We start from the raw sequence: 16507 nt of genomic DNA, 5'->3' as shown, positions 1-16507 counted from the left end.
TCTGATGCAGAAGTATATCGATGTTTTGGTATGAGACTTAAACTACAAGATATACTGTTGATAGGGATTGGCTTCTTGTTGCTTTGCAACAGAGCCATTCCTATTGATTGTTCTTCTTTATGGCAATTAGGAACTTTGTTTCTTGTGTATATTGCAATACGGATATTGCCAAAGAAAAGTTATCCTGTTCTACTTTTGGTGGTCTGTCTGTCGGGAGCGGTGGAAACTGCCGTTGCCGTCTTGCAAAATTTTCATTATTGGGAAAGTAATCATCACGTTTTTGCCGTAACCGGAACATTTGGAAATCCGGGACCTTTAGGGGGCTTTCTGGCTACCTGTTTCATTGTATCTGTTTCGTTGTTTCGTGCAAATGGAGGAAAGCTAAATATCTATTGCAGGATATTGTGCGTTATTCTGATAATATTCATTGCTTATGGGTTGGTATTGACAAGTTCCAGAGCAGGATGGCTGGCGGCACTGATAGGCGTTTTGTTTTTATTTTGCAGTCGTTACCCGTTATCGTGCCGTATGAAAATACTGGTCTGCACGGTTGTAGGTGTTTTTATAGTAGCGTTGTATTTCTTAAAAGTGGATTCTGCTAACGGACGCTTATTTATATGGCGGAACACTTGGGAAATGATTAAGGATAGTCCAATCCGGGGGACAGGAACCGGGGGATGGCTGGCGAACTATATGCACTATCAGGCAAATTACTTTATGCAACATCCGGATTCCGTATATGCGTCATTGGCGGACAATGTGTTTTATCCTTATAATGAGATTTTACACTTCGTCGCAGAACAGGGAGCAATAGGACTTTTGTGCTTGCTGTCCTTGTTTTATGCTCTATTGGGTAAAAGGAGTAATAATAACGTAGAATGGGGAGTGCAAGGGGCGTTAGTATCATTCATTGTGTTTTCCTGTTTTTCATATCCGGCAGATATATTCAGGCTACAAATTCTGTTTGTCAGCATGATGGGAATGATGCGGGGTCGGCAATTCAATATTGCTGTGTCACAAAAGATGATACGGGTGACTGTTGGGCTTATTGTTCTATCTGTTGTGTCCATATCCGGCTGGTCTTTCGTCCTTTATCAGAGGACTTCTTCAGAAATCAAGCATACAACGTTCTGTCCGGACAGTCTGTTCCTGGCCAACCGTTTTCCCCTTTTCCGTTATAATCCGCAATTGATGTATTATTATTCTCAACGATGTGTCGTCAACAAATGTCCGACAGACAATACTCTGCAAATACTTCAAAGTACTTCTTCGATAGTGCCGACGTGCGAACTGTATTGCGATATAGGGGATATATGGCTTCTCAAAAAAGACACTACCCAAGCTGAAATGTGTTACCATATTGCGGCTTCTATGCTACCATACCGCCTCACTCCGAAATATAAGACATTTCTTCTTTACGTAAATCAGGGAAATCGGAAATCAGCCATTGATATAGGAGAAAAGATATTAAATCAACCGATAAAAAAAGAAGGTACTAAAACACTTAGGATAAAAGCTGAAATTATACAATATATGCAGAATTGTAGAGAGTCCGTCAATAATACAAAAGAATAATGCCTCATTATCAAATCTTTAAAAATGGCAGGTGTAGAGACTGTCGATTTCTTCTTCTCTTCTTTGTTTTATCCCCCTTTTTGTATCTGTAGAGATACAGGTTTGGTAATCCACTGTTTTTAAATGGTTTATCTAAATCGGCTGTAGATGCCATTTTCTTGTTTTCTCTTACTTCTCACTCTAACTTTGCAACATCGAATTTGAGAAAAGCGAACGGTCGAACCGTTGAGGCCTCACGATGAAAACCGCCGCTTGATTGGGTGAGATAAGAGAAAACATACATTATTAAACTAATTATTAAAAACAGTACGATTATGGCATTTTTTAAGAGAATTCAGAAGAAAGTAAACAATTTGTGGTATCCCCAATCTGTAACGTGGGGTAAGGCGGTGACTACCCGCGAAGTGGCGGACGAACTGTCTGCCATATCTACCGTGACCCGTGGTGATACGTATGCGGTGATGGAGAATTTGGGCAGGGTGTTGAGTAATTATATGGGGCAAGGACGTACCGTGAAGATAGACGGTGTAGGCACCTTCTATTATACTGCCACCTCTACCAAGAAAGGTGTGCAGACGGAAGAGGAAGTGAGTGCTTCGCAGATTAACGGCGTGCGTGTCCGCTTTATTCCCGAAGTGGAACGCAATAGCGGTCGCCAAGTGACGACCCGCAGCATGGTGAATACGAAGATTGTCTGGGAAGAGTGGGGCAAAACCGCTTCCAATGGTCAAGGTGGCGGAAACTCCGGTAATCAAGGCGGCAACCAATCCGGCGATGGCGAGGAAACGGATCCGTTGGGATAACCGTTTTATATCGGCGGTGAGTTTCGCTGCCTGATGTTTGCTTATGCTGAGAAACTGTTTTAAAAGAAAATCAAAACAGTTTATTGGAATTGAGGGTATCAAAGAACTTTTCAGTGAGGAGTTCCGGCATACCCTCAATCTTGTTTTAGCATTATTTATAATTACACCACACTGTTCTTTAATGAATTATCGCTAATTTCGGACGATTTTTTGCAAATCCGATAGAATAACTAATAATTTATAATATGGAAAACTTGAATTTAGCGCTTCTGCTAATGGTGATAGGTATGGCAACGGTGTTCGCTATCCTATTGATTGTTATCTGCTTAGGTAAAGCTCTTATTGCTCTTGTGAATAAATATGCTCCCGAAGAGGTTGTCCCTGCCAAACAGGCGGCAAACGGTCCTGCGGCTATTCCCGCCAATATTATGGCGGCTATCAGTGCGGCGGTTACGGTAGTGACACAAGGCAAGGGTAAGGTTGCGAAAGTGGAGAAAATCTGAAATAACTAATCTTAATATAAACACACACAGGAATAATTTAGTATGAAAAAAGAAATCAAGTTCAGTTTGGTGTTCAGGGATATGTGGCAAAGTGCCGGAAAGTATGTTCCCCGTGTAGACCAGCTGGTGAAAGTGGCGCCTGCCATTGTCGAAATGGGATGTTTTGCCCGTGTAGAAACGAATGGCGGCGGTTTTGAACAGGTAAATCTATTGTTTGGCGAAAATCCCAATAAGGCTGTGCGCGAGTGGACGAAGCCTTTCCACGAAGCCGGCATACAGACACACATGCTGGACCGTGCATTGAACGGCCTGCGCATGAGCCCCGTGCCTGCCGATGTCCGCAAACTGTTTTATAAAGTAAAGAAAGCGCAGGGCACGGACATTACGCGTACTTTCTGCGGACTGAACGATATACGCAACATCGCTCCTTCCATCACTTATGCACACGAGGCGGGAATGATTTCACAGTGTTCGCTCTGCATCACCCATTCGCCTATCCATACCGTAGAGTATTATACGGATATGGCGCTGAAACTTATTGCGTTGGGTGCGGATGAAATCTGTATCAAAGATATGGCGGGCATCGGTCGTCCGGTATCTTTGGGCAAGATTGTGGCTAATATCAAGGCTGCTCACCCGGAAATCCCCGTCCAGTATCACAGCCATGCGGGTCCGGGCTTCAATATGGCAAGTATTCTTGAAGTTTGCGAAGCGGGTTGCGACTATATCGATGTGGGTATGGAACCGCTTTCGTGGGGTACGGGACACGCCGACCTGCTCAGTGTGCAGGCTATGCTGAAGGATGCCGGTTTCCAAGTGCCCGAGGTGAACATGGAGGCGTACATGAAGGTGCGTGCGCTTATCCAGGAGTTTATGGATGACTTTCTTGGTCTGTATATCAGTCCGAAGAACCGCCTGATGAACTCGCTGCTGATTGGTCCGGGACTTCCGGGCGGCATGATGGGCAGCCTGATGGCTGACCTGGAGTCTAACTTGGAATCTATCAACAAGTACAAGGCAAAACGCAACCTGCCGTTTATGAAGCAGGACGAATTGCTTATCAAACTCTTCAACGAAGTGGCTTACGTATGGCCGCGTGTAGGTTATCCACCGTTGGTAACTCCGTTCAGCCAGTACGTGAAGAACCTCTCCATGATGAACGTGATGGCTATGGAGAAGGGTAAGGAACGCTGGGGCATGATAGCTGATGATATTTGGGACATGCTGTTGGGCAAGGCGGGAAAACTGCCGGGTGAACTTGCTCCCGAAATCGTGGAGAAAGCGGAACGAGAAGGACGCAAATTCTTCAACGGCAATCCGCAGGACAATTATCCCGATGCACTGGACAAGTATCGCAAGCTGATGAAAGAAAACAAGTGGGAACTTGGAGAGGACGATGAAGAACTCTTTGAATATGCCATGCACCCGGCACAATACGAGGCTTATAAGAGCGGAAAGGCGAAAGAGGATTTTCTGGCTGATGTGGAGAAACGCCGTGCCGAACGCGACAAGTCGCCTTTGGACGATGCCAAACCCAAAACGCTCACTGTACAGGTGGACGGACAGGCTTACCGTGTGACGGTGGCTTACGGCGACATCGACCTGCCGGCTTCCGCTACCGAGAAAGTGACTGCTCCCGTAGGCGAAGGACAGGACATAGTGGCTCCGCTCGAAGGTAAGTTCTTCCTGACAAAGAACGCGCAGGAAACTCCGCTCAAGGTGGGGGATAAGGTAAACGAAGGCGACTTGCTTTGCTATATCGAAGCAATGAAGACTTATAATGCCATCCGTGCCGACTTTAGCGGAACGGTGACCGCTATCTGCGCCAATCCGGGTGATTCTGTTTCTGAAGATGATGTATTAATGAAGATTGGATAATGGAAGATATATTTGCGAAACTTTATGATATGACGGCATTCAGCAATATCATTGCCGACCCGTCGTTCCTTGTAATGTATGCCATTGCCTTCATCTTGCTGTATCTGGGCATCAAGAAGCACTACGAACCGTTGTTGCTGGTTCCCATTGCTTTCGGTGTGCTCATTGCCAACTTCCCTGGTGGTGACATGGGAGTTATCCAGGCGGATGAAAACGGCATGGTAATGGTGAAAGGTGTGTTGAAGAATATCTGGGAGATGCCGTTGCATGAGATTGCACACGAACTCGGACTGATGAACTTCATCTATTATATGTTGATAAAGACCGGATTTCTGCCGCCCGTCATCTTTATGGGTGTGGGGGCGATGACGGACTTCGGACCGATGCTCCGCAACCTGCGTCTTTCCATATTCGGTGCGGCTGCACAACTTGGTATCTTTACCGTGTTGCTGGTGGCTGTGCTTATGGGTTTCACGCCTCAGGAAGCCGGCGCGTTGGGCATTATCGGTGGTGCTGACGGTCCTACGGCTATTTTTACCACTATCAAGCTGGCTCCGCATTTGCTGGGTCCCATCGCCATTGCGGCATATTCGTATATGGCATTGGTGCCGGTAATCATTCCGTTGGTCGTGAAGTTGTTCTGTAGCAAGAAAGAGCTGATGATTAACATGAAGGAGCAGGAAAAACTTTATCCTTCGAAAAACGAGATAAAGAATTTACGTATCTTGAAGATTATCTTCCCGATTGCCGTTACTACCGTTATTGCTCTTTTCGTACCCACGGCAGTGCCTTTGATTGGTATGCTGATGTTCGGTAACCTGATTAAAGAGATCGGTTCCGATACCAGCCGTCTGTTTGATGCGGCAGCCAACAGCATTATGAATGCGGCAACTATCTTCCTCGGGTTGAGTGTGGGTGCTACCATGACAAGCGAGGCATTCCTTAACTGGACTACTATCGGCATCGTTATCGGCGGTTTCCTTGCATTTGCTTTGTCCATTACGGGCGGTATCTTCTTTGTGAAACTGTTCAACCTGTTCTCCAAGAAGAAGATTAATCCGCTGATTGGTGCGACGGGATTGAGCGCTGTGCCTATGGCAAGCCGTGTATGCAATGAGATTGCCACCAAGTATGACCCTAAAAACCACGTGCTGAATTACTGTATGTCCAGTAATATTTCCGGTGTTATCGGTTCGGCGGTGGCAGCGGGTGTGTTGATTTCTTTCCTCGGATAAGGAAGTGATGATATAAAAAGCTCGTGCTTTGTTTTTTCAGGCACGGATTACACTGGTTTTAGTTTGGACATAGGTCCGTAAATACAGTGAAATCCGTGCCTGAATTATAATATGTTGCAAGCTGTCCGGCGGTGGTAAACGCTCTCTTTCTATACTTGTTCTTATTCACTGATAACCTTCCTGTATTCCGCTACGGCCATTTTGGCGGCAAGATGTGCATGGATGAGGTTGGTTTGCGCCTGTGTCCACGAAAGCTGTGCAGAGAGTACGTCAACCATGCTTGCCCTGCCTTCGTTGTACGAGAAGGTGACTAAATCGAGGTTCTCTTCGGCGAGTGCCATATTCTCTTGGGCTTTCTTGACCTGCTGTTCCGTTTCCGTTAGTTTGGTGGCAGCGGCGGACAGCTCTTCCAAAATAGCATCCGCCACATAGCTTTGCTGTAGTTTCTGAATGCCTATATATGCTTTCTGTTGGCGGTTGGTCTTGAAGCGCGCACCCCACCGGAAAATGGGGATGCTAAGATTGATGCCGGCAATGGGCGTGTGGGGGACATCCTGTCCCATATAGGCGGTGCCGGTATCCCAACCGGTAGCCAGAAACATGCTGAGTTGGGGATTATATTGGCTGAGGGCGGCTTTGCGCTGTGCTTCGCTTTTGGCAATGCTGACATTGGTGCTGTTGTAGTCCGCGCGGCGTCCTAATACTTCATCGATGCTTAATAGCCTGACGGGTTGATGGCTGGTATGGATTTCACTAAGGCTGTCCACCGGGGCATCCGGTTTTTCTCCTATTAGGATATTCAACTGTTGCAAGGCAAGGGTATAGTTCTGGCGTGCCTTGATGTACTGCAATTCCGCTTCTTTCTTGCGAGTGGAAATCATTAATAAATCTGTGCGGCTGATAGCGCCGTCGTCAAACCTGTCTTGGATGATGTTGTACTGCCGGTTGATGATATCCTCGAAACGGGCTGCAGCTTCGAGCATGGCTAATGCTGCCGAAGCGTTCCAGTAGACGGCATCGCTCTGATAGTGTATCCGGTCGAGTGTCAGCTCTACGGCTAACTTGTCCAGTTCTTCATCGGCTTTGGCAATGTTCTTTTGGGCGATGAGCGAACCGCCTGTATAAAGGGGCTGTCCCAAGGTTGCCAATGCCTGATAGGTGTAAGGGCGGTATTGTCCTGCAGGGCTGTTCCAGGCATCCAGCCGGCTTAGGTTGGATGTCCCTTCTGCGGTGATGTCTATCTTGGGCAGAAAACCGGTCTGTACTATTTTGCGGGTTTCGGTACTTGCCGTGACTTTCAGGCGTTGCTGTTTCAATATTTGGCTGTATGCCTCCACTCTGTCCCGATATGCCTCGCGGCTAAGATGTGCTTCTTGTGCCAAGGCGCTTATGCCGAACGCCATGAATGACAGTATAAATATAATCGTTTTCATCATTCCAAGTATCAATAGTAAATAGTCAATAATCAATTGTTAAGCTGTAAATCCCTTATCCTTTTATCCTGTGTATTGCACAATAAGCCACCGGCAATACAAACAGCGTGAGTATCGAAGCCACCAGCAACCCTCCCATAATCGTAGCCGCCATGCCGCCGAACATGGCATCGAACAACAATGGGAGCATGCCCAGGATGGTGGTTCCCGATGCCATAGCCACCGGGATGATACGGGTGGTCGTGGCGCTGATAACCGCTTCGCGCGGTGCTTTGCCGGCAGCTGTTTCCGCATCAATTTGGTCTACGAGGACAATGGCATTTTTGATGTTCATACCAATTAGTCCCAATAAACCCAGGATGGCAAAGAAGTCGAACGTTTTGCCCAAGAGCAGTAGTCCAAGTACGATACCGATAAAGATAAGTGGCAGCATCAGCAATATGACGATAGGTTTGCGGTAGGTCTTGAACAGGAACAGCAGGGTGACGAACATCAGGAAGAAAGTCAGCGGCATATTGGCTGCCAGTGCGGCGTTGGATTCTGCCTGGCTCTCTTGTTCGCCGAAGTACTTCATCGTATATCCTTCGGGGACGTTTATCTCTTTCTGCACTTGTTCCCATACACGATTGAAGGCGGCAATGGCATTTACTCCCCGGCGAGGGTCGGCTTGTGCCATCATAACCATTTGGCGGTTGTAATCCTTTATATTGGAGAACTTATACTGATAGTCGAACTCACCGACTACTTGCTCCAGTGTAGTGGTCTCGCGCGTGGTTCCGAATACGGGCAACGTACGCAGGTTGTTGATACGGAATGAGTCGATTGTATTATCTTTCAGCAGGATAGGAAGCATCTGGTCGCCCTGCCGGTATTCTCCCAGCGTCATGCCGCTTGTTCCTATTTGTATGCTCTGTGCCATGCTCTGGCGTGATACGCCTAAGGGCTGCGCACGTTCCTGGCTGTATACGGGTTTCCAGACGGGAATTTTGTTTCCCCAGGAATTGCGCACATTGATGAGGTCTTCATCGCGGTGCATTATTTCCAGCACCCGGTTGGTCAATGCCACTAACGTGTCCGTATTATTGCCGATAAAGCCTATCTCAATGGCGGCATCTACGGCAGGAGAGAGTTTGAAAAGTGTGGTGCGGGTAATTGCATCGGGATAGTTCTCCTTCATATAGTTGTCCAGGCTCTCTTCATACTCTTTGGTATATTTGCTGTCTGTCACCTCTACCAGAAGATTGGCAAAGTTGGGCTTTGGTCCTACGGAAGTGGATGCCAGGTAGTAACGTAACGGAGTACTGCCAAAGGTGACGGAAACTCTCTTCACTTCCGGTTGCTTCAGCAGGTGGGCTTCCACCTGCTTCATCTCTTTCTCTACATCGCGGATGCTGTATCCTTCGGGATAGAAGACATCGGCACGGAAGTAGGGCTTGTCCAGCGAAGGGAAGAAATTTTGCGGCATCAGTCCCATGACAACGAATGAGAGGATGAACAGTGCCGCCATGCTTCCCAGGGTCAGCGCTTTCCTTCGTATCAGTACGCTGAGGAGGGCTGCAAACTTGTGATAGAAAGGCTTGTCGTACGGGTCTTTACCGCTGTTGTCGGTTCGGGTTTTCAGTATGAAATTACCGAAGGTCGTGGTTTGCGTCAATGCCAGTATCCAGCTTAGCCCTAACGAGATAGCCAGCACGATGAACAGCGGCTTTACGATCTCGGCAACGGAAGACGGTGCAAGATAAAGCGGCAGAAAGGAACAGACAGCTATGAAAGTTGCTCCCAGCAATCCCCATTGCGGTCTGGTAGCACCGTCTATCAGTGCTTTCCGCCTGCTTACGCCGCGTGCTATGGCAATTTGTGCGTTATCGGTCACTACAATGGCGTTGTCCACCAACATGCCCATGGCAATGATGAAGCCCGCCAGTGAAGTACGGTTCAATCCTACTCCCATAAACGACATGATAAGCAGTGTGCCGCCAATGGAGAACACCAGTGAAGAACCGATGAGTATGCCGGCACGCATCCCCATCACCAGCATGATGATGACAATCACAATCAGGATGGATTCTATCAGGTTGATGATGAAACCGTTGTTCGCTTCTTTGGCGATGACATTTTCTGGATAAAGGCTTTCCAACTCCAGCCCTACGGGGATGAGAGGCAATAGCTCGGCAAGTTTTTTCTCTACCAGTTCACCGGTTTTTACCACATCCTTCTGCGGGTCGGTGGAGACACCGATGCCGATAGCACGTTTACCGTTTACGTGCATGATAGTTCCGGGCGGGTCCATATATCCTTTTTCAACAGTGGCTATGTCGCCTAACTTGACTTGACCGGCGGGGGTGGTAAGCGTTTGGTTACGGATGTCGTTGATGGTGGTGTAGGTGCCGTTGGCAACAATACGCAACTGTTGCCCACCCGCACTGATTTCGCCTGTATTGATAATCTGGTTCTGCGATTGCAACAGGTTAGCCAGTTGTTTGGGGTCGATACCCATTCCTGCCAGTTTGCTGACAGAGATAAAGATATTGACAACTTCCGTCTGTGTGCCGAACAGGGCTACCTTCATGACCCCTTCGGCAGTGATAACCTGCGTTTTGATACGTTCTGCCCAGTCGCGCATCTCTTCGTATGAGAAACCGTCGTCGCCAACCAATCCGTAATAGATGCCGAATACATCGCCGAAGTCGTCCGATACCGTCGGTACGGAAGCACCTGCCGGTAGTTGCGGCTGTATGTTGAGCACCTTCCGGCGCAGTTCGTCCCACTTCTGCGGGATAGATGCGGCAGAGAGTGACGGTTGCAGTTCGAATGTTATTTTGGAAAGCCCGTACATGGACTCGGATTTTATTTTATTGACCCCGCTCATGCTCTGTATTTCGCGGGAGATAGGCTCGGTAATGAGCCGTTCCACTTCTGCCGGTTCGGCTCCGGGATAGCGCGTCATGATGACCGCCGTCTTTATGACAAAGGGCGCGTCTTCTTTCTTTCCCAAACGGTCGAACGAGAATATGCCGCCGATAAGCAACACGGCAAGGAAGAAGTAGATAATCTTTGTATTATCTAATGAATATTTGGCTAAGTTCATTTTTATGAGAATGATAAGGTGGTGAGGTTATCTAATTTCTTTTATCCGCTGTCCGTCCGTCAATTGGTATACTCCAGCTGTAACAATGGTTTCGTCCGGTTGCAGTCCTTTGGAGATAAGAAGGTTGGCTTCGCCCGTCGGTGAATATACGGTTATCTCGCGGCGGCTTACTTTGCCGCCTTTCACTACCCATACGTAGGTACGCTTGCTTTCGCTGTCGCCGAATACGGCGCTTAGCGGTACATTCATCAGTTTTTCTTCGGTGAAGGAAGTGATGTCCGAGGCGAGACGGATACTACAGGTAAAGCCGGGTTTCACATCATAGACGGTACGGTCAAAAGCAGGATCGTTGATGGTGATTGTGACCGGGATGCCCGTGCCATCGGTCGATATGTCGAGATATTCTTCCAGTTTGGCATTGAACACCTTGCCTTTGTAGCTGTCGAACTCTACCTTGAATGTGGCATCTTTGTCGCGAAGCAGGTAGAGATAATCGTCGGGCACGGTAAACTTGATGCGTAGCTTCCGTGTATTGACCAGCCGTACAATGCCTTCTCCCGAACTGACGCGCTGATAGTTCTCTACCAGCCGCTTTTCGATAGAGCCGTCGAAGGGAGCCGTCAGTTTCGTATCCCGCATGTTGTTGGCAGAGAACTCGTAGGCGGATTTTGCTTTCTGATAATTGGCAACGCTGATTTCATACTCCTGCCGGGAGATAGCCTGTCTGCCCAACAACCGTTTGTTGCGTTCCATTTGTGCGACGGCGGTTTCATAGGCAGCCTTGTCGGCGGCATATTGCAAGGAGATGTCCCGTGGGTCGATGGCGGCAATCAGTTGTCCTTTCTTTACCCTTTGTCCTTCCACTACCGGAAGGTTGATGATTTGCCCGCCCACACGAAATGCCAGCTGCACATACTCCACGGCTTCCACCATGCCGGAGAAATCTTTCAGTATGACCGGCTGCGAACTCACGATAGCCGTTTTCACAGGTCGTACCGGGGTGGTTTCTTTCCCTTTCTTTTGCCCGCAGGACGTAATGACTAACGTCACTGCCAGGGCTAACGTATATATTTTCTTCATTTATGCTGATTAAGGCAAGTCTTTGAGGGCGACCGTTAAATCGGCCCCTTGCCTTAATTCATAAACGTTTTCATATATCTGTATGTTCAGTTTGTTTCCGGAGGTCAGTCCGATTTTTATTTCTTTGCCAACTTGTATGCGCAGCGTGCGGCCTAAGTAATTCACTTTGAATGAATAACTACTCCATTTCTCAGGTATGGAGGGTTCTATCTTAAGCGTGTCGTTCAGAATTTGCAATCCAGCAAACCCGCGTACCACCGCCAGCCAGCTGCCCGGCATACTGGTGATATGTAGTCCTTGGTCGCCTTCATTGTTGTAATCGTCCAAGTCCAGACGGGTGGCATGCAGGAATAATTGGTATGCCTTTTCCACTTTTCCGATACGTGCGGCAAGAATGGAATGGATATGCGGGGAAAGGGAAGACTCGTGCACGGTCATTGGTTCGTAAAACTCAAAGTTGCGGCGGATGGTTTCCCTGTCGAAGTTGAAATAATAAAGATATAAGCCAAGCAGGACATCACTTTGCTTGATGTAGCAGGAACGCAAAATACGGTCCCACGACCAATATTGGTTGATAGGGCGCTCGTTACCGGGAATGGCGTCTACGCTTTGCAGTACCTTGTCCATATAACCGTCGTTTTGGATGAAGATGCCCCGTTCCGGGTCTTCCGGCAGGTACAGCCGTTCGATGATGTCCCGCCAACGCCCGCATTCTTCCGTATGGTTTAGTTGGGTGGTGCGGCATACGCGGGCATATTCCTCGGGATATTGCCGTGCTATGATTTCAAGATAGCCCAGGGTAGCCCTGAGGCAACGCATACAGGAATAGTTGGTATACCAATTGTTGTCTACATTGTTTTCATACTCGTTGGGTCCGGTAACTCCCAGGATGACGTATTTTTGCTTAGGCTGTGAGAAAGACACCCGCTGGCTCCAGAAACGGCTGACGGCTATCATTACCTCCAGCCCGTAACGGGCGATGTAATCCAGTGTGCCCGTAAGCGTAGCATGTTGCAGAATGGCATAGACAATCATGTTGTTCCGATGAATCTCTTCAAAAGTAATCTCCCATTCGCTATGGCACTCTTCGCCGTTGCCGGTGACCTGCGGAAAGAGGGCTGCACCGTTGCCGAAACCCAGTTTGCGGGCATTTTCAATGGCTTTAGGCAGTTGCTTATAGCGGTACATCAACAGGTTCTCGGCAATCTTTTTCGGAGTGGAGAGCAGGAAGAAGGGAACGCAACACAATTCTGTATTCCAGTAAGTGTTTCCGCCATACTTCTCACCGGTAAACCCTTTAGGACCGATATTCAGGCGCGAATCATCTCCTCGGTATGTCTGGTAGAGCTGGAAGATGTTATAGCGTATACCCTGCTGGGCTTCCGGATCACCTTCGATGATGACATCGGTCTCGTCCCATATCTCCTGCCAGGCTTTCCGGTGCTCTTGTTCCAAGACATCCCAACCCGTACTTTGGGCTTTTCGGGCTTCCGATACGGATGTTTCTATCAAATTATGCCGTTCGTAATAGAGGGAAGATGTGATGGCGATGTATTTGATGAGCGTTACGGTATCTCCCGGTTTCACCTCAATGCCTACGCTGAAGCCCGCCTGCTTCTCTTTTTCTATTCGTATTGGGTTGGCGAATGTCTCTTTGTTATTCTTGAAGAACTGGTAGGTCATGGCATAGCATATCTGCGCATCTTCCCGTCTGGTCTGTGTCCATAGGTAAGCGCAGTTATTGGTTGTGCCGGAACGTAGGATATTCCATATCTTTCCATCGGGTTGCTCGGTGCAGTTTACGACATCCCCGTCAAAAGCCGGTACGAGGGAAATCTTACCCGCATAGTTGAGTGACGTGACGCTATATTTGATCAGGCAGAGGTTGGGACGTGCCATATCGGTGATGTGTTCCGTATGCAGGCGAAGTTTGTTGCCTCGCGACGAGGTGACTTCCGTGTCGCGGTAAGAGATACCCGCTTTCATGTCGAGACGTCTGTTGAAACTGTCCACATCCCATTGTGCCAGGTCCAGTTCTTCGTCAATGAGCCGCAGGCTGATGCGGCTCCAATCCGGTGCGTTGGGGATGCGCGTGTAGAATCGGGGGAAACCGTTCTTCCACCAGCCTACGCGGGTTTTGTCCAAGAATGTGATACCCGCCACGAATGCGCCGCGATAGCTGTCGCTGCTATATGGCTCTTCAAAATAGCCCCGCTGTCCGAAACGGCCGTTGCCCAGGCTGAATATACTCTCCGACCATCGCATACGGTCGGCTTGGAAGCTATTCTCTATGATGTTCCATTCATCGGTTTTAAGGTATTTTTTCATGGAGGTGTTTTTCTGTGTTTTATCTTTCTTCGTTAGTCTCTTTTATCAAATATACGCAGGCGGCTCCGATTATAAGCATCACACCCGCCATTACCAGCATATTTATTTCGGGAGAAAGCATCCCTTTGGGCGTGAACAGTGCCAAAATACTTCCACCTAATGCCGCTGCTACGATTTGAGGGATACAGATGGTGCCGTTGAACAACCCGAGGTATGTGCCCATGTGCCTGCCGGAAAGGGCATTGGTCAGAATAGTGAACGGCAATGCCAGCATGGCAGCCCACGCGCAACCTATCAGCAGGAAGGATATGAACAGTACGTATTGGTTATGTATAAAATAAGTGGAGATAAATCCGATGCCGCCCAATGCAAGACTCAACGTATAAATAAAGCGGCGGTCTTTGAACAAGGGAATGCAGACAGCCCAAAGCACGGAACCGATGGCTTGCACGGCAAACAGCACGCCCACCCAGTTGGCAGCTTCTTGGTATTGCAGGCTCTTGGTGTCGAGTACTGTTTTAGTGATGCCGTTTGTTGTATGTTCCACGGTGGGGGCATCGAAAACATTTGCGGCGATGCTTCCGTTGGTGTATGTCCACATGAACATGAAAGCAAACCAACAGAAGAATTGTACCAGCCCCACCGTCCAAAAGGCTTTCGGCGCTTTGACCAGCAGTTGCAGCATATTCACCTTCTCGTGTTCCTGCTTTTCCGTAATGCCATGATATTCCGCATATTCTGCTGGCGGCATCTCCTTCACCTTGACCGTTGTGTAGACGACACAGAATATCAGGATGGCAGCCCCGATATAGAAGGAGTAGATTACGGAGTCGGGGATTATACCCTGCGGCGCCGTATTGCTGATGCCTACCCGTGCAAATATGAACGGGAACAGATAACCTACCAGGCTGCCGGCATTGCATAGGAAACTCTGTATGGAGTAGGCGAGTCCTTTCTGCTTCTCGTTCACCATGTCGCCTACCATCATCTTGAAAGGTTGCATTGCCATATTGATGGAGGTGTCCAAAAACATTAATGATACCAGACCGAAAATCATAGCCGTGCTTACCACCATGCCGAAACTGCCCGCATTGGGGAGCAGGCACATGACGAGTACCGCCACTAACGAGCCTATGAACAGATAGGGGATGCGGCGCCCGAAGCGCGTCCAGGTCTTGTCGCTGGCAGCTCCGACGATGGGTTGCACGATGATGCCTGCCAGCGGAGGTAATATCCAGAAATAACTTAAGCTATGCGGGTCGGCTCCTAAAGTAGAGAAGATGCGGCTGATATTCGCACTTTGCAGGGCGTATGCAATCTGTACGCCAAAAAAACCGAAGCTGATGTTCCACAGTTTCCAGAAACTTAAATCGGGTTTTACTTTCATTGCTCTTTTGCTTTTTATGATATTGGTTTATAGATTAATTCGGTCGGTTGTGTTCTTATTTCGTTGTTCCTCTCACTACTAAGTTTGTCCGTACAATCTTGTTGGTACTTTTCTCCTCGTTCCCTTCCAACTTTTCGGTCAGGATGCCGAATGCGCTTTTGCCTACTTCCTCTCCACGTTGCTCCACCGTTGTCAGTTTCGGGTCGGTACTTTGGGCAATGGCGCCGTCGGTAAAGCCGCAGATGGAAACCTCATCCGGAACTTTCAGCCCTACCAGTTTGCAGGCATACAAAATGCCTGCCGCCGTTTCATCGTTAATGGCAAAGAAACCGTCGGGACGATTGTCGCTTTCCAACAGGTCGGGCGTTATGGCAATGGCGCGCTCCCGATTGTCGCATAGCAAAATCATGCTGTCGTCTACCGGGATTTTGTATTTCTTCATGGCGTCCGTATAGCCGTTGCGTCGGTTCTTGGTAATTTCAAGATGAGGGTCGGCTCCATAGAAGAAGATGCGTTTGCACCCCGTCTGAATCATGTACTCCACGGCGGCAAATGAACCTGCATAGTCGTCTACGACCACCCGTTCCGTTTTCAGCCCTGTACAGATGCGGTCGTAGAAGACAATTGGAATATCGTTGTTTAACAATTCTTGATAATGATTGTAGTGCTCCGTATTCTTGGCAAGAGAAGCAATGACGCCACAGACCCGGGCGGCAAGAAAAGAATGGACAATCTTCACTTCCTGTTCGTATGATTCGTTACTTTGCGCTACGATGATGTTGTAGCCGGCTTGGGTTGCCGCTGTCTCGATGCCACTCAATACGCACGAAAAGAAGTGATGCACTAATTGGGGAACAATCACGCCGATCGTATTGCTGCGGCTTGAACGGAGATTGACGGCAAGTACATTGGGCTTATAATTATGTTCGCGCGCATACGAATGGATAAGGTCGCGGGTCTCCCGACTAATGTCCGGATTGTCCTTGAGTGCTCTTGACACGGTAGAGGGCGAGACATTCAATGCCCGAGCGATATCCTTGATTGTTATCTGCGGTTTATTCATGAGTATGATTTGATTTTTCGGTCAAAGATAATGCAAATCTCCATTGTTCCGTTTGCAAAAATAACGGAATTAGTTAAAAGACACCTATTCATTATTATATATCGGAATGTAAGTTTGTGCAAACGATTGCATTG

11 protein-coding genes are annotated in these 16507 nt (G+C 48.3%); 5 read left to right on the top strand and 6 right to left on the bottom strand.

Annotated features, from left to right (window positions below; translation table 11 throughout):
- Positions 1 to 30 precede the first annotated feature (30 nt).
- The 5 genes from QZ327_RS00135 (at position 31) to QZ327_RS00115 (ending at position 5994) form a co-directional block, all read left to right on the top strand.
- Entirely contained in the window at positions 31 to 1575 is a 1545-nt protein-coding gene (locus QZ327_RS00135) for an O-antigen ligase (protein ID WP_294616106.1), read from the top strand.
- Between the two features lie 314 nt (positions 1576 to 1889).
- Complete coding sequence (locus QZ327_RS00130; protein ID WP_294616105.1) at positions 1890 to 2378, top strand: HU family DNA-binding protein; 489 nt, start codon at positions 1890 to 1892, stop codon at positions 2376 to 2378.
- 245 nt (positions 2379 to 2623) lie between these two features.
- Positions 2624 to 2881, top strand: a complete 258-nt coding sequence (locus QZ327_RS00125) for an OadG family protein (RefSeq protein WP_294616104.1) — start codon at positions 2624 to 2626, stop codon at positions 2879 to 2881.
- Between the two features lie 42 nt (positions 2882 to 2923).
- Entirely contained in the window at positions 2924 to 4759 is a 1836-nt protein-coding gene (locus QZ327_RS00120; protein ID WP_294616103.1) for a biotin/lipoyl-containing protein, read from the top strand.
- The gene (locus QZ327_RS00115) at positions 4759 to 5994 is read left to right on the top strand and encodes a sodium ion-translocating decarboxylase subunit beta (RefSeq protein WP_294616102.1); all 1236 of its coding nucleotides are present in this window, start codon (positions 4759 to 4761) and stop codon (positions 5992 to 5994) included. The genes QZ327_RS00120 and QZ327_RS00115 overlap by 1 nt, the downstream gene beginning before the upstream one ends.
- A 161-nt stretch (positions 5995 to 6155) precedes the next feature.
- Here QZ327_RS00115 and QZ327_RS00110 read toward each other — a convergent pair whose 3' ends face one another.
- The 6 genes from QZ327_RS00110 to QZ327_RS00085 are packed head-to-tail and all read right to left on the bottom strand — an operon-like array spanning position 6156 to position 16373.
- Positions 6156 to 7430: a TolC family protein gene (locus QZ327_RS00110; protein ID WP_294616101.1), complete on the bottom strand. Its 1275-nt coding sequence runs from the start codon at positions 7428 to 7430 to the stop codon at positions 6156 to 6158.
- Positions 7431 to 7482: 52 nt separating this feature from the next.
- Positions 7483 to 10515 (bottom strand): efflux RND transporter permease subunit, encoded by a 3033-nt coding sequence (locus QZ327_RS00105; protein WP_294616100.1) that lies wholly within the window; start codon positions 10513 to 10515, stop codon positions 7483 to 7485.
- Positions 10516 to 10542: 27 nt separating this feature from the next.
- Positions 10543 to 11595, bottom strand: a complete 1053-nt coding sequence (locus tag QZ327_RS00100; RefSeq protein ID WP_294616099.1) for an efflux RND transporter periplasmic adaptor subunit — start codon at positions 11593 to 11595, stop codon at positions 10543 to 10545.
- A 9-nt stretch (positions 11596 to 11604) separates the two neighbouring features.
- Positions 11605 to 13923 carry a family 65 glycosyl hydrolase domain-containing protein gene (locus tag QZ327_RS00095; protein WP_294616098.1) on the bottom strand — a complete coding sequence of 773 codons (2319 nt, stop codon included), beginning with the start codon at positions 13921 to 13923 and terminating at the stop codon, positions 11605 to 11607.
- A gap of 19 nt (positions 13924 to 13942) precedes the next feature.
- Positions 13943 to 15310 carry an SLC45 family MFS transporter gene (locus QZ327_RS00090; protein ID WP_294616097.1) on the bottom strand — a complete coding sequence of 456 codons (1368 nt, stop codon included), beginning with the start codon at positions 15308 to 15310 and terminating at the stop codon, positions 13943 to 13945.
- A 55-nt stretch (positions 15311 to 15365) separates the two neighbouring features.
- Positions 15366 to 16373 carry a LacI family DNA-binding transcriptional regulator gene (locus tag QZ327_RS00085; protein WP_294616096.1) on the bottom strand — a complete coding sequence of 336 codons (1008 nt, stop codon included), beginning with the start codon at positions 16371 to 16373 and terminating at the stop codon, positions 15366 to 15368.
- Positions 16374 to 16507: the final 134 nt, after the last annotated feature.

This window comes from uncultured Bacteroides sp., assembly GCF_910578895.1.
Classification (GTDB): domain Bacteria; phylum Bacteroidota; class Bacteroidia; order Bacteroidales; family Bacteroidaceae; genus Bacteroides.
This window is presented reverse-complemented; position numbering and strand designations above follow the sequence as displayed.